Source organism: Nocardioides lianchengensis (assembly GCF_900101465.1).
Lineage (GTDB): Bacteria > Actinomycetota > Actinomycetes > Propionibacteriales > Nocardioidaceae > Nocardioides > Nocardioides lianchengensis.
The window spans coordinates 33,914-50,957 of record NZ_FMZM01000003.1 but is presented as its reverse complement, the minus strand read 5'-3'; the positions used below and the strand labels follow the sequence as shown (position 1 = coordinate 50,957).

The window sequence follows — 17,044 nt, the reverse complement described above, 5'->3', positions numbered from 1 at the left end:
GGCTACGGCGGGCCGCGGCGTGCGGTCACATCCAGCCGGGTGGCGGTTCGAGCAGGGCCAGGGCGGGGGAGCGGTGCACCGGCAGCCAGCCCTCCTCGTCGACGAGGGCGCGGCCCAGGGCGGAGTCGGTCCGCACCAGGGCGTAGTCGACACCGGTCTCGCGGACCAGGTCGGTCCAGCCCCGTCGTACGACGAGGATGTCGGTGTTGCGGCGCAGCTCGGCGGTGGTGAAGGTGTCGCCGTACCCGTGCATGACCGGGTCGAGCTGGGGGTGGCGCCACATCAGCCAGCCGCCGAGGTTCCAGTCGTTCAGCACGGTCGTGCCGGCCGGGAGCGCGTCGAGGGCAGGGTCGGCCCAGGCGGGCTGGGCGGGCGGCTCGTCCGCCGTGAGGGGTACGACGGCCGCGAGCACCGCGAGCGCGAGCGCGGCCCCGCCGAGCACCACCCCGCGCTCGGGCCGCGTCCAGGTCGGTCGGGCGCCGAGGAGGGGCTGGACCGCGATCGCCGTGAGCGGGACCAGCAGCGCGACCGCGACCGGGACGGTGCGGGTGGAGGAGACCGAGCAGGCCAGGGCCAGGACGAACAGTCCCAGCCAGGTCGGGTCGTACGACGGCCGCTTGGCCCAGGCGGCCGCGGCGAGCAGGACCAGCGCGACCAGGCCGAGCAGCCGCGGGTCGGTGGGGTCGGGTCGGCCCCACTCGCCGAAGAACTCGCGGCGGTCGCCGACCGCGACGACCGCCCCGACCAGCCGCGGCCCGACCGGCGTCACCAGTGACGCGCCCGCGCCGAGCGCGACCACGGCGGCGCCGCGGGCCACCCGGGCCCAGGATCGGCCGGGGGTCACGACGGCCGCGGCCACGGCCACGCCCCCGACCACCAGGCCGATCGGCCACATGCCGTGGCAGCAGGCCCACAGCCAGGTGAGCGGCACCAGCCACCACGGGGTCCGGCCCTCCCGGCTCCAGGCCAGCCAGGCCGCGGCGGTCACCGCGACCAGCAGGTAGCTGAGCACCTGCGGCCGCGCGGACAGCCCGGAGCTGGCCGCGACCAGGCCCAGGCCGACGACGGGCGCGGCGACCAGCGGCTCGGCCCAGCGGCGGGCGACGGCGTACCAGGTGAGGGCGAGGGCGACGAAGGCCAGACCGCTCAGCCAGGCGACGCCCGCGAGGCCGAGCCGGTCCTCGACCGCGGCCATGGTCACCTGGGGCAGCCACTGGGTCGGGACCCAGTCGGCGGTCGCGAAGGTACTGACGCTGCCGGGGTCGCGCAGCGACCAGCCGCTGAGGAACTCGTGGCCGAAGCGGAGGTGGAAGTAGGTGTCCTGGTTGTGGATCGGGCCGGCGGCGCGGAACGTCAGCATGCCCAGGACGACCAGCACGAGGCCGAGCGGGGCGAGCCTCCGGGCCCGGTCGAGCACGGTCGTCGCTCGTCGGGAGGTCAGTCGAGCCCGAGCGAGAACGCGGACTCCAGGTCGTGGCGGGAGTAGGCGCGGAACGCGATGTGGGTCTCGGTGGCGGTGACGCCCGGGACCTTGTTGAGCCGGTCGGCGACCACGGCCGCGATGTCGTCGTGCTCACGGACCCTGACCAGGGCGATCAGGTCGATCTGGCCGGTCACGGAGTAGACCTCGCTGACGCCGTCGAGCGCGGCGATCGCCTCGGCCACCTCGGGGATGCGGGCGACGTCGGCCTTCACGAACACGATGGCGGTGATCATGGGGCGACGCTATCGGGTCGGTCGGTGGATGGTCGCGAGGTCCCGGCGCTCGCCGAAGGGGACCAGCGAGCGGCGCGACTCGGCCACGGCGTCGTGGACCGCGAGGTGGCGGGTCGCACCGGCCACCGGGCAGACCCACTCGCCGTCGACCTCGACCAGCCGGATGCCCGGCGACTCGAGCCAGCGCAGCACCTTCTCGGTCTCCTCCGCGGTGGCGGCCGGGACCGGTCCGGGTGCGCCGTGCACGGTCTCGGCGGTCGCGCGCAGCTCGCGCACGAACTGGTGGGCGTCGGCCCCGGAGGGGATCACCCCGGCGGCGGCGAGCCGGCCGAAGCGGACGACGTGGACGGCCCAGCGGCCGTCGTCCTCGCGCCGGGCGGCCACCACCTCGGGGCAGCGGGTCAGCGCGGAGAGCCGCTGGGTGCGGGCTGCGGCGCGGATGAACGCCGCGAGCCGGTCGCGGTGGGCGCCGGCCTCCTCGAAGCGCTCGTCGCGGGCGAGCGCCTCCATCCGGGTGTTGATCGCCTCGACGACCTCGTCGGGCCGCCTCAGCAGGGTGTCGCGCAGCTGGCGCACGACGGCGGCGTACGTCGCCTCGTCGACGCTGCCGTCGCACGGGGAGAGGCAGCGGCCGAGCTCGGCGAGCACGCAGGCAGTCCGGGACGGTGAGCGGCCCATCCGCTCGGAGCACTGGCGCACCGGGAACGTGTCGTGGAGGGCAGCGAGGCACTTCTCGGCGGCCTTGCGGGACCCGAACGGGCCGAGGTAGTCGGCGTCGTCGTCGAGGACCCGCTTGACCAGCGAGAGCCGCGGCCACGGCTCGCGGGTGAGCTTGACGAAGTGGACCTTCTCGGGGAACCGGGAACGGCGGTTGTAGCGGGGCTTGTGCTCGGCGATCAGCCGCAGCTCGCGCACCTCCGCCTCCAGCGCGGTGGCGCACTCGATGCCGACGACCCTCTCGGCGAGGCCGACCATCTCGCCCATCCGCGAGCGGGTCTCGGAGGCGGTGAAGTAGCTGCGGACGCGGGTGCGCAGGTCCTTGGAGGTGCCGACGTAGAGGACCCGCTCGCTGTCGTCGCGGAAGAGGTAGACGCCGGGGGAGTGCGGGAGGCCCTCGGCGAGGTGGCGCTTCTTGCGCTGGGCGGTGCTGACCCGGGAGGAGAAGGTCTGCAGCTCCTCCAGGGTGTGCACGCCGAGCCCGCCCAGGCGTTCCATCAGCCCGTGCAGCACGTCGACGGTGGCGCGGGCGTCGGACAGCGCGCGGTGGTTGGGCGTCGTCGTGGCCCCGAAGAGCTTGGCGAGCGACGAGAGCTTGCAGTTGGGTGCGTCGTCGCGGGTGATCACCCGGCGGGCCAGCCGGGCCGTGTCGAGCACCTCGAACGTCGGCCAGGCCCGGCCCTGCTGGGCCGCGAAGTGTTGGAGGAAGCCGACGTCGAACGGGGCGTTGTGGGCGACCAGCACGCTGCCCTGCGCGAACTCCAGGAACGCCGGCAGCGCCGACTCGATGGACGGCGCTCCGGCCACCATGCCGTTGCTGATGCCGGTGAGGACGGCGATGAACGGCGGGATCTCGGTGTGGGGGTCGACCAGGGTCTGGAACTCGCCGAGCACCTCGCCGCCGCGGACCTTGACCGCCCCGATCTCGGTGATCATCGACCCGCCCTGGGCCGAGCCGCCGGTGGTCTCGAGGTCGACCACGCAGAAGGTGACGTCGCTGAGCCGTCGGCCCAGCTCGTCGAAACTGCGTTGCGACTCCCAGCGGGAGCGCGCACCGTGGGTGGCGCTGCTCATGACCACGAACGTAGGTCGGGCCACCGACAATCCGTGGGCGGCGCGCCAGCGCCAGCCGGGTCGGTCCTAGGGTTGTCGCGTCCCGAGCAGCACCACCGACGAGGAGAACCCCTGTGAGCACCGTGATCCCCGACGCCGCGCACCGCTGGCGCTGCGCCGGCTGCGGCAACCTCACCCGCTTCGACGTCACCCGCACCCGTCGTACGACGGAGTACTGGCACTTCGACCTGGCGGGCGACCACCGGGTCGAGGAGACGGCCGTGGACGGCGAGACCGTCGGGTCGGTGACCTGCCGCTGGTGCGGCCGGGCCGACGCCATCGAGGTCGTCTCCCGCAACGACGCCGCCGTCGCCGACGACCCGGCGGCCGGCTAGACCGCCATGGCGACGGGCCCTCTCGACGCGCTGCCGGCTGCGGCCCGCGTGCGGGTCGTGGCCCTGACGGCCGACGCCCTGCCGGCCGTGATCCGGCTGCCGCCGTCGCTGCGGCGGGTGGCGGAGTTCGCGCCGGCGCGCCGTGCCCGGCTCGGCACCGGCGCGATCACCGCGGCGCTGGCCGACGACGAGTTCCGCGAGCGGGTCGCCACCCAGGTGGCGGCCCGGGCCGCGGCCGACCCTGACGACGCGGCCCAGCGCGTGGCGCTGGCCTGGCTGCTGCGCCCGGAGGGCTGGGAGGCGGTCGTCGTGGCGGCGGCGGAGGAGCTGACCGCGCGCGACGGCGACCCCGAGCGCGAGGACGGGGAGGCAGCCCGGCTGCGCCAGCGGCTGGAGCAGACCGAGCAGACGCTGCGCGAGGTGCGCGCGGCGCACCGGGTGCAGGTCGACGAGTACAAGGCCGAGGTCGCCGCCCTGCGGCGCAAGCTGGGCGAGGCGCGGGCCGCCGAGCGCTCGGCGCGCCAGGAGTCCGAGGCGGCGACCCGGTCCGCGGAGGAGCGCCGTACCGAGTCCGAGGCGGCGGTCGCCGCCCAGGACAAGGAGGTACGACGCCTGCGCGCCCAGCTCGAGCGGGCCGAGGCCGACCTGAGCGCCGGTCGCCGGGCGGCCCGGGCCGAGCGCGACGAGGGCACGCTGCGGGCCCGGGTGCTCCTCGACACCGTGCTCGAGGCGGCCGCCGGCCTGCAGCGCGAACTGGGCCTGCCGCCGGCCTCCGGCGCGCCGGGGGACCGGGTCGAGCAGGAGGTCGCCGACGCGGGGGCGCCGGCCGCGCCTGCAGCCGCCGTACCGGGAGGGGCGACGCCGGCCCTGCTGGAGCAGTACCTCGCGATGCCGCGCGCCCGGCTGCTCGTCGACGGCTACAACGTCAGCAAGACCGCATGGCCGGACTCGTCGCTGGAGGCCCAGCGCACCCGGTTGCTGAGCGCGATCGCCCCGGTGGCGGCCCGCACCGGCGCGGAGACGACCGTCGTCTTCGACGCCGCCGCCAGCGCGACACGCCCGGTGGTGCGCGCGCCGCGCGGCGTGAAGGTGCTCTTCAGCCCCGAGGGCGTGATCGCCGACGACGTGCTGCGCGACCTGGTCGCCGCCGAGCCCCCGGGGCGGATGGTCCTGGTCGTCTCCAGCGACCGCCAGGTCGCCACCGACGTCACCCGCGCCGGCGCCCGCGCCGTCGCCGCCGAGGTCCTCCTGGGCCTCCTCGCCCGCACCTCCTGACCCGGTCCACAGGCGGACTGTCGGTGGGGGGTGCCACGGTTCCTCCCATGACGACGAGAATCGACTGCGACACCTGCGTGGTGCGAGGTCTGGCGTGCCACGACTGCGTGGTCACGGTGCTGCTGGGCCCGCCGCCCGAGCTGACCTTCGACGACGACGAGCGCCGGGCGCTCGACGTGCTGGCCGAGAGCGGGCTGGTGCCGCCGCTGCGGCTGGTCCGGCCGGTCGACCCCCCGGTGGTCGAGTCCGCCTGAGGGCCGGGGTGGGTAAAGAAACGACCGCGACACCCCGAGCGGGTTTTGCCAGCCCGTCACGGGCGACTAGCCTGTCGCACTCAGGTGCTCGTGGAAGTGGACCGCCCATGGTTCGCGCGGGCACCGCGTCGAGTTCCGGTCCGCGTGCGGACCGGGAGCCGGGGACCCACCACTTCTGGGGTGAATCTCTCGCAAGGCGTGTGGCGTTCTCGGGCGTCGTACGAGGAGCGTGAGTAGGGCAAGTCGTGCCCGAACCCGTCAGCTCACCCGGTAGGCGTACGACACCACAAGGGGACCAGACCGCTCGTGCTCAACGGTCGCAAGCGCTTCATCACCGCCCTCACGGGCCTCGCCCTCGCCGGATCCGTCGGCTTCGTCCCTTCCTCGCCCGCGCAGGCGGAGCCCGACATCGACGACGTGCAGGCACGCGTCGACCGGCTCTTCCACGAGGCCGAGCAGGCCTCGGAGCGCTACAACGACGCCAAGCTGGAGCTCGGCGAGCTGCGCAGCGACCTCGACGCGCTGCGCGCCGACGAGAAGCGTCAGGACGCCAAGCTCGAGGTGATCCGCGACCAGGTCGCCGACTCCCTCGTCCGCGAGTACTCCGGCTCCGCGACGTCCGCGGCCGGGCAGCTCTTCGTCTCCGACGACCCGAGCGCCTTCCTCACCCAGCTGTCGACGATATCGACCTACAACGACCTGCAGGGCGACCTGCTGACCGGCTACACCGCCGAGGTCGAGGCGCTCGACCTTCGCCGCGACGCCACCGAGGCCCGCGCCGACCAGGTCGCCCAGACCGAGGAGGCGCTGGCGGCCGAGAAGAAGACCGCCGACGGCAAGCTCGCCGAGGCCAAGGACCTGCTCGACGAGCTGAAGGCCGAGGAGCGCAGGGAGCTGCTGTCGCGCGGCTCGCAGCGGGTCCCGTCCGACGTCCCCGCCTCCGGGCGCGCGGGTGCGGCCATCTCCTACGCGATGGCCCAGGTCGGCGACGCCTACGTCTACGGCGCGGCCGGCCCCAACGCCTTCGACTGCTCCGGCCTGACGATGATGGCCTGGGCCCAGGCCGGCGTCGCGCTGCCGCACTCGTCCGCGGCCCAGTACTCCTCCGGCCCGCACGTGGCCGAGGGCGACCTGCAGCCCGGCGACCTGGTCTTCTACTACAGCCCGATCAGCCACGTCGGCATGTACATCGGCAACGGCCTCATCGTGCACGCCGCCAACCCCGGTGCCGGCGTCCGCGTCTCCGAGCTCCACTCCATGCCGTACGTCGGCGCCGTCCGGCCCGGCTGACGACGCTGGCCCACGTTCCTCGGCCGAAGGCCGGTCGCCCCCTCTGGTGGGTGGCCGGCCTTTCGCTGTCCCTGCTCCTCGTCGTCGGGGTGGTGACCTGGCAGACCCTCGCCGACGACCCGTACGTCGCCGCGCCGCCCGCGGGCCCGTCCGCGGCCGCCGTCGACCCGGCCGGCGCCGGCCGGGTGCTCGGCGAGTTCGTCGCGGCCGCCGCGTCGGCCGACCCGGAGGCGGCCCGCGCCCTGGCGCCGGCTGACGACCCGGCGGCCGGGGACCGGCTGGCCGCGATCGCGACCAACGCCGGCGAGCTCGAGGTCCGTGACCTCTCCGCCCGCTACGTCGACGCCACCGGACCGGCGGCCGCCGACGGCAGCTGGTCGGCCCGCGCCGACCTCGGCTGGCGCTTCGCGGGCTTCGACCGGGCCCCCGCGCTGGCCGAGGTGGAGGTGACCTTCCGGTCGGTCGACGGCGAGGTGGCCCTGGTCTCGTTCGGGGGCGGTGAGGCACGGTCGCCGCTGTGGCTCGCCGGACCGGTCGCGGTCCGTCGTACGCCCGAGACGCTGGTGCTGGCCGCCCGGGCGGAGGACGCCGACCGCTATGCGCGGCTCGCCGAGCGGGCCGTGCCGGTCGTGCGCCGGGTGGTCACCGGGTGGCGGCCGCGACTGGTCGTGGAGATCCCCGCGACCGCCGACGACCTCGACCGGGCCCTCGACGCCGAGCCCGGCACCTACGCGAGCATCGCCGCGGTCACCACGAGCGTCGACGGCTCGCTGGCCCCCGACGCCCCGGTGCACGTGATGGTCAACCCCGCCGAGCTCGGCCGATTGCGGGCCACCGGCGCCCAGGTGGTGATGAGCCACGAGGCGACCCACGTCGCGACCGACGCGCCGTCCAGCAGCAGCACGCCGCTGTGGCTGCTCGAGGGCTTCGCCGACTACGTCGCGCTGCGCGACGTCCGGATCCCGGAGACGACGGCGGCCGCGCAAATCATCGAGCAGGTCCGCCGCGACGGTCCGCCCGACGCCCTGCCCGGCGCGACGGAGTTCGACCTCCAGGCCACCCACCTGGGCGCGGTCTACGAGAGCGCCTGGCTGGCCTGCGTGGTCCTGGCCGAGCGGGCGGGGGAGGCCGCGCTCGTCGAGCTGTACGACGACGTCGCCGCCGGCACCCCGGTCGCGGAGGCCCTGCGGGACGACGCCGGGCTCTCCGAGGCCGAGCTGGTCCGGGCCTGGCGGGACCGTTTGTCAGACTTGGCCGGGTGACCCCTCCGGCCCGCACCACCGCTCTCGTCACGACGGCCGTCGGCGGGGTCGCGTTCGTCGTCCTGGCCGTGCTGCTGGTGCCGTGGGACCCGGTCCCCGGCGGCCCGCTGACGCCGACCGACCCGGCGACGCTCTTCACGCCCGAGCAGCTCGACCGGGCGGCCGGGTTCGCGAGCCGGACCGACTGGATCGGCTGGGCCTCGCTGGCCGTCCGGCTGGCCGCCGCCTGCTGGCTGGGGTTCTCCCGTCGCGGCCGGGCACTCTTCGCGCGGCTGCCGGGACCCTGGTGGGTGGCGGTCGTGCTGGCGGTGGCGGTCTTCGAGGTCGGCCTGCGGCTGCTGACCCTGCCGTTCGCGGTGCTGATGCGCCGCCAGCTGCTGGCCTACGGCCTGAGCACGCAGTCCTGGCCGGCCTGGGCGGTCGACCTCGCGAAGGGCGAGGCGGTCGACGTCGTCGGCGTCTCGCTCGCGCTGCTGGTCCTGGTCGCCTGCGCGCGCCGGTGGCGCCGGGCCTGGCCGGCGGTCGCCGGATCGATCGCGGCGGTGCTGGTCGTGCTCGGCTCGTTCACCTACCCACTGGTCGTCGAGCCGTTGTTCAACAACTTCGAGCCGCTGCCCGACGGCTCGCTCAGGACCGGCGTGCTGGCGCTGGCCGAGCGCGAGGGGGTCGACGTCGACGAGGTGCTCGTCGCGGACGCGTCCCGTCGTACGACGACGCTGAACGCCTACGTCTCCGGCATCGCCGGCAGCCGCCGGGTGGTGCTCTACGACAACCTGGTCGACGACCTGCCGCAGGACCAGGCGCTCTCCGTGGTCGCCCACGAGCTGACCCACGCCAAGCACGACGACGTGGTCACCGGGACGGTGCTCGGCGCGGCCGGCACCTGCTTCGCGATCGGGCTGCTGGGCGTGGTGCTCGGCGCGCTACGACGCCGGGGCGGATCGCCCGCCGACCCGGCCGTCGTACCGCTGGTGCTGGCGCTGTACGCCGTCGCGCTGGTGCTGAGCAGCCCGGTGCAGAACACCATCAGCCGCCAGATCGAGCTGCGCGCCGATGTCGGTGCGCTGCGGGCCACCGAGGACCCGGCCGCCTTCGTGGAGCTGCAGCGCCAACTCGCCCTGCGCTCCGTGGCCGACCCCGAGCGACCGGCCTGGGAGCACTTCTGGTTCGGCAGCCATCCCACCGTGCTGCAGCGGACGGCCCTCGCCGAGCGGATCGGCGAGGGCCGGTAGCCGTCCCGTGGGGGGAGCGGGATCAGGGGGTCGTGCACTTCGGGTCACCGGCGGCACCGGTGCCCTTCGAGACTGCACTGCAGGTGTCCTGGAACGCTCCCTGGATGTGCCCGCCCAGGACGAAGACGAGGGCGGCGATGAGCGCCGCGATGCCGGCGACCAGCAGGCCGTACTCGACCGCGGAGGCGCCGCGCTCGTCGCGCCGCTCGGCACGGGCGTCGCGGAGGTTCTCGATGAAGGTGCGCAGGTTCTCAAGCATGGCGTGTCCTCTCGGGGCTGACGGGGTGAGAGGTCCCTCCCTCACACCATCAAGGATCCGCGAGAGGGGCCGGCCGCGGTACGGGAGAGCGGCCGGACCCGGGGTAGTCCGTTCGGGCTACTCCGCGCGCCGAACGCTGGAGAGCAGGCCGATCCGCATGGCTGTGACCAGCGCCTGGGCGCGGTTGGAGGCGCCCAGCTTCTGGTAGATCCGGGCGATGTGGGACTTGGCGGTCGACTCGCTCATGTAGAGCTTGTCGCCGATGGCGCCGGCCCCGAGGCCCTCGGCGAGCAGCAGCAGCACCTCCTGCTCGCGGTCGGTCAGCCGCGTCGACTCCGAGGACGTACGGCGCATCATCGCCTCGACCAGCCCGGCGCACACGAACGACCGTGGCGAGACGGCCGCGTGCCGGGCGGCCCGGACCACCTCGCGCGAGGGCGCGTCCTTGCCGACGAAGCCGGAGGCGCCGGCCTCCATCGCCGCGAAGATCTGGTCGTCGCCGGAGTGCATGGTGAGCACGACCAGGCCGACGTTCTCGTCGAGCCGGCGCAGCGCGCGGACCACGTCGAGACCGGTGCCGTCGGGCAGCTGAAGGTCGGTGACCACGACCCGGGGTCGGAGCTGGTTGAAGAGGGTGAGCGCCTCGGCCACGTTCGCGGCCGTGCCCACCACCGCCAGGTCGTCCTCGAGGTCGAGCACGCTGGCCAGGCCCTCGCGGACCAGCTCGTGGTCGTCCACGAGGAGAAGGGGGGTGGGGCTGGTGGACTCGGTCATGCGGTCACCGTCCTGGTCTCGCTGGGGTCGGTCTCGGTCTGGTCGTCGTGCCGGGCGGCGCCGGGTACCCAGACCGAGACGCGGAGGCCTCCGGTGGGGACCTCCTCGATGTAGAGGTCGGCGTTGAGGAGCATGGCGCGCTCCCGCATGATCTTCAGGCCGTGGGAGTCGGTGCGGCCGCGCTGCAGCCCGAGGCCGTTGTCGGAGACCGAGATCAGGGCCTGGGGCGCGTGCACCTGGCAGCGGACGTCGATGGTGCTGGCCCGCGCGTGCTTGACCGCGTTGTTCATCGCCTCCTGGGCGATGCGCAGCAGCTCGGCCTCGACGTCGGACCTCAGCCGGGCGGGGTGCTCGTCGAGGGTGACCCGGATCGGGATCCCGGACACCTCGCTCAGGCTGCGCGCCAGGGCGCTGATCGCGGCGCCCAGGCTCGCGCTGGTGCCGACGTCGGTGCGCAGGTCGGTGACGGTCTGCCGGACCTCGGACACCACCGAGCTGATCCGGTCGCGGAGCACGTCGATCCGCTCGGGCACCTCGGGGGCGTCCGGCTTCGCGACCAGGACGTCGACCAGGTAGCCGAGCGAGGCGATGTCCTGGGCGACCCCGTCGTGCATCTCGCGGGCCAGCCGGCGCCGCTCCTCGGCGCTGGCGGCGTCGCGGAAGGCCAGGAAGAGCAGCGCGGTGTCGAGGTGCAGGGCGCTGGGCTCGAGCCGGCGGGACAGTCGGCGGAGCCGCTCCTCGAGGCCGAAGCGCTGGTTGTCGAGACGTCCCGAGAGGACACCGGCGATGACGGCAGGTGTGTCCATGCCGGTGGTGAGCGGGAAGGCGAAGACGTGACCGTCCACGATCGTGTGGCTCTGGGACCAGGCGTGGACGGCGACCATCCCGCACTCCTCGAGGTCACGGGGCTCGCCGACCGACGTGGTGACGAGGGGGGTGACCGTGTGCTCGCGGGCGACGTACAGGGCCAGCGTGGAGGTGGGCAGCTCGTCGCGGACCTCGGCGAGGATCCGGCCGCCGAGCACCTGCGGGTCGAGGCCCGAGTCGAGGCCGGACGACAGGTCGAGCAGCTGGCGCAGCAGGCTGCGGGCGTAGACGTACGGCTCGGAGGGCGACGGCTCGCGGCGGACGACGCTGTGCAGGAAGGCCCCGATCAGCCCGAGGCCGAGGCCGGCAAGCAGCCAGGTGCTGGTCGCGAGAGCCTCGTCGGGGTTCACGTCGGGCAGCCACCCCGGGACGGTGATGACGGTGAGCACCACCATCTCGGCCGTCAGGGCCACCAGCACCCCGCGCAGGCCGCGGCGCAGGCCCCCGCTCAGCGCCGGGAGGGCCAGGGCCGCGACCAGGGGTGACTGGGCGGGCACCCAGAGGCTGCAGACGGTCGCGACGAGCACGGCCTCCGGGGCCGGTGAGAACTGGTCGAACCGACTTGAGACGTGGTCGAGGCCGGCGCAGGCCACCATGATCGCGCCGAGCAGGACCAGGCTCGCGACCGCCCAGTGGTCTTTGGACCACAGCACCGGCGCCCCGATGACCAGCAGCCCGAAGACGCGCCCGGCCAGGGCGAGGTAGCCGAGCGGATGACGTTCGACCAGCATCAGATCCCGCTGTCCATGATGGTGATCGCGGCCGGGCCGAGCACGGCGACGAAGAGCGCGGGCAGGATGAAGAAGATCAGTGGCACGGTGATCTTGACCGGCACCTGCTGAGCGCGGGTCTCGGCCCTCTGGCGGCGCTTGACCCGGATCTCCTGCGACTGCACGCGGAGCACCTGACCCACCGGGATGCCGAACTGGTCGGCCTGGACCATGGCCGAGACGAAGGTGCGCAGGTCGGCGACGTTGGTGCGCTCGGCGAGTCCGCGGAGGGCCTCCGAGCGGCCCTGCCCGAGCTGCATCTCGCGGAGCACCCGGGCCAGCTCGTCGGCGAGCGGGCCGTCGGTGTTGCGGGCGACCTGACGCACCGCCGCGTCGAAGCCGAGGCCGGCCTCGACGCTGATCGTCAGCAGGTCGATGGCGTCGGGGAGGGCGCGCTGGACCAGCTCAGAGCGGTCGTAGGCGCGCTGGTAGAGGTAGAGATCGACGGCGAAGAAGCCGACGGCCAGCCCGACCCCCAGCGCGACGACTCGCAGCGTGGTGGCGTCGGTGAGCAGCAGCCCGAGCCCGAGGCCGGCCACCAGGCCGGCGGCCGCGCCGATCACCTTGGTCGTCAGGACGCGGTCCACGCCCCAGCCCGCGGGGTTGCCGGCGAGGTCCAGACGGTGCCGGTAGCGCTCGGTGCGGTCGGCGCCGACCAGGCGTCGCCCGATCCGGGCGGCCCGGGCGCGCAGCGGCCCGGCCACCCGCTCGGAGAAGGGGCGGTCGGCATCCTGGCGCAGCTCGGCGGGGGCGCTCGTCATCGCTTCGAGCACGGCGAGCGACCGGCCGACGCCGGTCAGGTCGCCGGCCGGGCGCAGGGCCTGGCCGAGCAGCACGAGGGCGACGAGCACGAGGACGACGCCGAGCACCAGCAGGAGCACCATCTCAGACCTCCACCCGGACCAGACGGCTCATCCAGAACGCCCCGACCGCGAGCCACAGCCCGGCCCCGACCAGCATCACCAGGCCGCGCACGTCGGTGAAGAGCACCTCGACGTAGTCGCGGTTGGCGAACAGGAGGTAGAGGAGGAAGACCGGCGGCAGTGCCGCCAGCACGATCGCCGACAGCTTGCCCTCGGCGGCCAGCGCGTTGACCTGGCGGCGGACGTACTCCCGCTCGCGCATGGTCGCGGCCACCGTGTCGAGCAGCTCGGCGAGGTTGCCGCCGACCTCGCGCTGGATCCGGACGGCCATCACCGTCCAGGCCAGGTCGCGGCTGCGGAACCGGTCGGCGACACCCTCGAGGGCATCCTCCAGCGAGACCCCGAGCCGGGTCTCCACCAGCACCCGTCGGAACTCGCCGGCGACCGGCTCGGAGCCCTCGCGGACGATCGTGTCGACCGACTGGGCGAGGGAGAGCCCGGCGGCCAGCGAACCGGACATCAGCTGCAGGGTCTCGGGCAGCAGCGCCTCGAAGGTCCGACGCCGGCGCGAGCGGCGCAGCCCGAGGACCACCCACGGTCCGAGGGCCCCCAGGACCAGGAAGACCAGGCCGAGCACCAGGCTGCCGCGGCCGACCAGCAGGCCGACCAGGCCGGCACCGACCAGGACGCCGGTGTGCACCAGCAGCCACTCGGCGGGCTGGAGCCCGCTGCCGGCGGCGTCCAGGCGGGTGGCGATCCGCTCCTCGAGCCCGCGGTTGCGGTGCAGCACGCGGCCGGCGGCACCGGTCGCCTGCGCGAGCGCCGCCTCCTGCTCGTGCGGAGCGGCGACGGGCCGCTCCCGCGGGTCAAGGCCGGCGTACGCCGTGACCCGCTCGCCCGGAGCCATCGTCGTACGACGGCGCGGGACCAGGAGCACCAGCACGCCGGTCAGCCCGAGCCCGACCGCGGCGAGGCCGGCGTACAGCAGCCAGCCGCCGCTCACCGGCCGGCTCCCGGGACGAACACCAGCGGGTCCACCTCGACGTTGGCCTGGGTCAGCCGCTCCACGAACCGCGGCCGCAGCCCGGTCGCTGCCAGCCGGCCGAGGGCACGACCGTCGGCGTCGAAGCCGGCCGAGCCGTCCCAGACGAAGACGTCCTGGAGGGTGATCACGTCCCCCTCCATCCGATCGACCTCGGTCAGGTGGGTGACCCGGCGGGTGCCGTCCTTGAAGCGGGTCTGGTGGACGATCAGGTCGACGGCCGAGGCGACCTGCTCACGGATCGCGCGGACCGGCAGGTCCATGCCCGCCATCAGCACCATCGTCTCGAGGCGGGCCAGCGTGTCGCGGGGACCGTTGGAGTGCAGGGTGCAGATCGAGCCGTCGTGGCCGGTGTTCATCGCCTGGAGCATGTCGAGCGCGGATGCGTCGCGGACCTCGCCGACGACGATCCGGTCGGGCCGCATCCGCAGGCTGTTGCGGACCAGGTCGCGGATGGTGATCGCGCCGCGGCCCTCGATGTTGGCAGGACGCGACTCGAGCCGGACGACGTGCTCCTGGCGCAGCTGCAGCTCGGCGGCGTCCTCGATGGTGACGATCCGCTCGTCGCCGGGGATGAAGGACGACAGCACGTTCAGGGTCGTGGTCTTGCCGGCGCCGGTGCCGCCGGAGACGACGACGTTGAGGCGGCCGCGCACGCAGGCCCGCAGGAACTCGGCGGCGCCCGCGGTCAGCGAGCCGAGCGCGACCAGGTCCTCGACCGTCAACGCCTCGACGGCGAACTTGCGGATGGTCAGCGCCGAGCCGTCGACGGCCAGCGGGGGGACGACCGCGTTGACCCGGCTGCCGTCGGGGAGCCGGGCGTCGACCATCGGGCTGGACTCGTCGACGCGGCGCCCGATCCGCGACACGATCTTGTCGATGGTGCGTCGCAGGTGCGCCTCGTCGGTGAAGTGGGCGTCGACCGGCTCCAGCCGGCCGCCCCGCTCCACCCAGACGCTCGCGGGTCCGTTGACCATCACCTCGGAGACCGCCGGGTCGCGCAGGAACGGCTCGATCGGGCCGTAGCCGAGGATGTCGTCGCTGATCTCCTGGGTGACCCGGGTCCGGTCGCTGCTGCTGAGCGGCCGGTCCTGGGCGGCGAGCACCGCGGCGAGCACGGTGCGGACCCGCCCGTCGAGCTCGTCCTGGTCCATGTCGGCGTCGTACAGATGCGGGCCGAGCTCGGTGACCAGCTCGCCGTGGACCCGGGCCTTCAACTCCTCGATCCGGTCGTGCTGGGGGAGCAGGCTGCGGCGCGGCTCGGGCTGCGGGGCGGGAGCCGGGTGGTCGTGGGCCGCGTCGTCGTCACCGCGCACGGCGGCCAGGCGGTCGGAGAGGCTGGACACGGGCTACCTCCGGATCCGGAAGCGACGGGCGGACCGGGCCACGGGCGCCGGGGAGCCGTCGTCGACGGGCACCTGGTCGCCGGTGATCCGGGCGGCCAGGCCGCGGATCGCGACGCTCGCCTGATGGTCGGGGGAGTCGGCGACGATGGGCCGGCCGGCGTTGGTGGCCGCGGCGATCTCGATCGCCGTCGTCACCTCCGCGGCGATGCCCATCCGGAGGATCGCCTCGACCTTGTCGGGACCGAGACCGACGGCGTCGTCGGCGCGGTTGAGCAGCAGGTGCCGGTGGCCGCGGGCGACGGCGAGCATCTCGAGGGTCTCGAGCGCGACCTTGACGTTCTTCAGGGTCGGGACGTCGAGGGTCGCCACGACGACGCAGTCGTCGGTCTCGTCGAGGGCGGCCAGGGTCGCCTCGTCGAAGGCGGGCGCGGTGTCGACGACGACGTGGTCGAAGCCTTCGGTGAGGGTCCGGAGCAGCCGGGCGACGAGCACCGGCGTGACGCGCTCGCGGACGTCCGGGTGGGCCGGGGCGGCCAGCACCGACAGGGCGTCGGTGTGGCGGGTCAGCAGGCCCTCGAGCTGCGGCAGGTCCAGGCTGTCCTCGGAGCCGATCGCGTGCTCGACGGTGTGGGTCGGGAACAGCTGCAGGGTGATGGCCACGTCGCCGAACGCCAGGTCGAGGTCGACCAGGCAGACGTGGCGGGCCCCGCCCTCGGCCAGCGCCAGGGCCAGGTTGACCGCCACGGTGGTCTTGCCGACGCCGCCCTTGGGCGAGAAGACGGTCACGATCCGGCCGCGCTGGGGCGTGCCGGCCGGACCGCGCAGGGCGAGCGACAGCTCGTGGGCCCGGGCGACCGCGGACTCGACCGCGTGCGGGTCGTCGTGGGGGACGACGTCCCGGGCGCCGGCCTTGATCGCCCGGGTCAGGGTCGGGGTGTCGACCTCGGTGCGCACCAGCACGACGCTGGTCGTGGGTCGGGCCGTGCGCAGCTGCTCGCAGGCGTCGACGGCGACGCCCAGCTCGAGACCAGGGCCGAGGACCACGACGTACTCGTCGGGGTGCTGGTCGAGCCAGGCGAGCATCCCGTCCACGGAGACGACGCCGTGGGAGCAGGGCGGCAGCGGCTTGAGCAGCGTGGCGAGGGTGGTCGGATCGGGATCGACGACGACGGGCATGTCAGGTCACCTGAACAGACTGCCGGCGCCGGTCGCGGGACCGGGCTCGACGTCGCTCTGGTCGGTGAGCAGCGCGACCGCGAGCTCGCCGATGGACTGGGCGTAGAGGACCTTCTCGGCCTGCTTCTGGGTCAGGGACAGGGTCACCAGGGTGCGCGGCAGCTGCTCGACCGTCTCCTGTCCGGTCTCGTCCGTCGTGGCCGTCGAGACCGGGGTCGTGGAGCCGACGCCGAGCACCCGGACCCGCGTCAGCAGGACCCGGGAGTACGACGAGGTCGTCACGAAGACGCTGACCTCCGAGCCCGGGGTCACGAACCCGGCGACCCGGGCCGGGTCGGTGAGGTTGACCGAGATGGCCAGCTCGCCGGTGTCGGGGATGAGCAGCTGCGGCCCCGTCGCCGCGGCGTCGCCCAGCTTCTCGGCGATGATCTGCTCGCCCGGGTAGATGGCCGTCAGGGCGACCGATGCGCCGGCGAGTGCGCTGCTGTCGACGACGGCCGAGGGCAGCCGCGAGCCCACGGCCACGTCGACGGGCGCGACCTTGCCGGCGGCCAGGGCGTCGGCGATCGGTTCTCCGGCCTCGATGAGCGCCGTCGCCTGGAGCACGCGAGCGGTCTCGAAGCGCTCCTCGGCGCGGGCGTCGGCGCCGCGCGCGTAGAGGAGGACGAGGACGGTTCCGAGCGCGGCCACCAGCACGGCCGAGACGAGCAGGATCCTGCGACGGTCCATGAAGAGCCTCTCCACTCGCGCAGC

The 17,044-nt window shown here is 74.3% G+C and carries 17 protein-coding genes and 1 riboswitch; of the genes, 6 read left to right on the top strand and 11 right to left on the bottom strand.

Annotation, left to right across the window (positions count from 1 at the left end; genetic code table 11):
* Positions 1-25 precede the first annotated feature (25 nt).
* From BLT76_RS06130 to BLT76_RS06120, 3 genes are read right to left on the bottom strand one after another with little or no spacing between them, the layout of a single operon-like run.
* Positions 26-1,417 carry a hypothetical protein gene (locus BLT76_RS06130; protein ID WP_090852373.1) on the bottom strand — a complete coding sequence of 464 codons (1,392 nt, stop codon included), beginning with the start codon at positions 1,415-1,417 and terminating at the stop codon, positions 26-28.
* A 20-nt stretch (positions 1,418-1,437) separates the two neighbouring features.
* Complete coding sequence (locus BLT76_RS06125; protein ID WP_090852370.1) at positions 1,438-1,716, bottom strand: Lrp/AsnC family transcriptional regulator; 279 nt, start codon at positions 1,714-1,716, stop codon at positions 1,438-1,440.
* A 9-nt stretch (positions 1,717-1,725) separates the two neighbouring features.
* Positions 1,726-3,507 (bottom strand): DEDD exonuclease domain-containing protein, encoded by a 1,782-nt coding sequence (locus BLT76_RS06120; protein WP_090852367.1) that lies wholly within the window; start codon positions 3,505-3,507, stop codon positions 1,726-1,728.
* A 113-nt stretch (positions 3,508-3,620) separates the two neighbouring features.
* Here BLT76_RS06120 and BLT76_RS06115 point away from each other — a divergent pair, with 113 nt between their 5' ends.
* The 6 genes from BLT76_RS06115 to BLT76_RS06090 all read left to right on the top strand — a co-directional run bounded on the left by BLT76_RS06115 (position 3,621) and on the right by BLT76_RS06090 (position 9,194).
* Entirely contained in the window at positions 3,621-3,881 is a 261-nt protein-coding gene (locus BLT76_RS06115) for a hypothetical protein (RefSeq protein WP_090852365.1), read from the top strand.
* A 6-nt stretch (positions 3,882-3,887) separates the two neighbouring features.
* The gene (locus tag BLT76_RS06110) at positions 3,888-5,156 is read left to right on the top strand and encodes an NYN domain-containing protein (RefSeq protein WP_090852362.1); all 1,269 of its coding nucleotides are present in this window, start codon (positions 3,888-3,890) and stop codon (positions 5,154-5,156) included.
* Positions 5,157-5,203: 47 nt separating this feature from the next.
* A complete protein-coding gene (locus tag BLT76_RS06105; RefSeq protein WP_090852359.1) occupies positions 5,204-5,410 on the top strand; it encodes a hypothetical protein in 207 nt (68 codons plus the stop codon).
* A 140-nt stretch (positions 5,411-5,550) separates the two neighbouring features.
* Positions 5,551-5,685: riboswitch (cyclic di-AMP (ydaO/yuaA leader) on the top strand.
* 31 nt (positions 5,686-5,716) lie between these two features.
* Positions 5,717-6,700: a C40 family peptidase gene (locus BLT76_RS06100; RefSeq protein ID WP_090852357.1), complete on the top strand. Its 984-nt coding sequence runs from the start codon at positions 5,717-5,719 to the stop codon at positions 6,698-6,700.
* A 50-nt stretch (positions 6,701-6,750) separates the two neighbouring features.
* Positions 6,751-7,962 carry a hypothetical protein gene (locus BLT76_RS06095; RefSeq protein ID WP_090852354.1) on the top strand — a complete coding sequence of 404 codons (1,212 nt, stop codon included), beginning with the start codon at positions 6,751-6,753 and terminating at the stop codon, positions 7,960-7,962.
* Entirely contained in the window at positions 7,959-9,194 is a 1,236-nt protein-coding gene (locus tag BLT76_RS06090) for a M48 family metallopeptidase (protein ID WP_090852352.1), read from the top strand. The genes BLT76_RS06095 and BLT76_RS06090 overlap by 4 nt, the downstream gene beginning before the upstream one ends.
* A 22-nt stretch (positions 9,195-9,216) precedes the next feature.
* Here the strand turns inward: BLT76_RS06090 and BLT76_RS06085 are convergent, their stop codons facing one another.
* From BLT76_RS06085 to cpaB, 8 genes are all read right to left on the bottom strand, one after another.
* Entirely contained in the window at positions 9,217-9,453 is a 237-nt protein-coding gene (locus BLT76_RS06085) for a Flp family type IVb pilin (RefSeq protein WP_090852349.1), read from the bottom strand.
* 117 nt (positions 9,454-9,570) lie between these two features.
* Positions 9,571-10,227 (bottom strand): response regulator transcription factor, encoded by a 657-nt coding sequence (locus BLT76_RS06080; protein WP_090852346.1) that lies wholly within the window; start codon positions 10,225-10,227, stop codon positions 9,571-9,573.
* On the bottom strand, positions 10,224-11,825 hold the full coding sequence (locus BLT76_RS06075; RefSeq protein ID WP_090852343.1) for a sensor histidine kinase: 1,602 nt from the start codon (positions 11,823-11,825) through the stop codon (positions 10,224-10,226). The genes BLT76_RS06080 and BLT76_RS06075 overlap by 4 nt, the downstream gene beginning before the upstream one ends.
* Entirely contained in the window at positions 11,825-12,748 is a 924-nt protein-coding gene (locus BLT76_RS06070) for a type II secretion system F family protein (protein ID WP_090852340.1), read from the bottom strand. Before BLT76_RS06070 ends, BLT76_RS06075 begins: the two co-directional genes overlap by 1 nt.
* Position 12,749: 1 nt before the next feature.
* Positions 12,750-13,730: a type II secretion system F family protein gene (locus BLT76_RS06065; protein WP_090852337.1), complete on the bottom strand. Its 981-nt coding sequence runs from the start codon at positions 13,728-13,730 to the stop codon at positions 12,750-12,752.
* The gene (locus BLT76_RS06060) at positions 13,727-15,115 is read right to left on the bottom strand and encodes a TadA family conjugal transfer-associated ATPase (RefSeq protein WP_090852334.1); all 1,389 of its coding nucleotides are present in this window, start codon (positions 15,113-15,115) and stop codon (positions 13,727-13,729) included. The genes BLT76_RS06065 and BLT76_RS06060 overlap by 4 nt, the downstream gene beginning before the upstream one ends.
* Before the next feature lie 3 nt (positions 15,116-15,118).
* A complete protein-coding gene (locus tag BLT76_RS06055) occupies positions 15,119-16,291 on the bottom strand; it encodes a CpaE/TadZ family protein (RefSeq protein WP_090852331.1) in 1,173 nt (390 codons plus the stop codon).
* Positions 16,292-16,297: 6 nt separating this feature from the next.
* Positions 16,298-17,020: a Flp pilus assembly protein CpaB gene (cpaB, locus tag BLT76_RS06050; protein ID WP_090852328.1), complete on the bottom strand. Its 723-nt coding sequence runs from the start codon at positions 17,018-17,020 to the stop codon at positions 16,298-16,300.
* Positions 17,021-17,044 lie beyond the last annotated feature (24 nt).

Coding starts and splice junctions, on each gene's coding strand:
- BLT76_RS06110 (WP_090852362.1), top strand. CDS start 3,888: ATGGCGACGGGCCCTCTCGACGCGCTGCCGGCTGCGGCCCGCGTGCGG.
- BLT76_RS06075 (WP_090852343.1), bottom strand. CDS start 11,825: ATGCTGGTCGAACGTCATCCGCTCGGCTACCTCGCCCTGGCCGGGCGC.
- BLT76_RS06070 (WP_090852340.1), bottom strand. CDS start 12,748: ATGGTGCTCCTGCTGGTGCTCGGCGTCGTCCTCGTGCTCGTCGCCCTC.
- BLT76_RS06120 (WP_090852367.1), bottom strand. CDS start 3,507: ATGAGCAGCGCCACCCACGGTGCGCGCTCCCGCTGGGAGTCGCAACGC.
- cpaB (WP_090852328.1), bottom strand. CDS start 17,020: ATGGACCGTCGCAGGATCCTGCTCGTCTCGGCCGTGCTGGTGGCCGCG.
- BLT76_RS06125 (WP_090852370.1), bottom strand. CDS start 1,716: ATGATCACCGCCATCGTGTTCGTGAAGGCCGACGTCGCCCGCATCCCC.
- BLT76_RS06085 (WP_090852349.1), bottom strand. CDS start 9,453: ATGCTTGAGAACCTGCGCACCTTCATCGAGAACCTCCGCGACGCCCGT.
- BLT76_RS06105 (WP_090852359.1), top strand. CDS start 5,204: ATGACGACGAGAATCGACTGCGACACCTGCGTGGTGCGAGGTCTGGCG.
- BLT76_RS06080 (WP_090852346.1), bottom strand. CDS start 10,227: ATGACCGAGTCCACCAGCCCCACCCCCCTTCTCCTCGTGGACGACCAC.
- BLT76_RS06055 (WP_090852331.1), bottom strand. CDS start 16,291: ATGCCCGTCGTCGTCGATCCCGATCCGACCACCCTCGCCACGCTGCTC.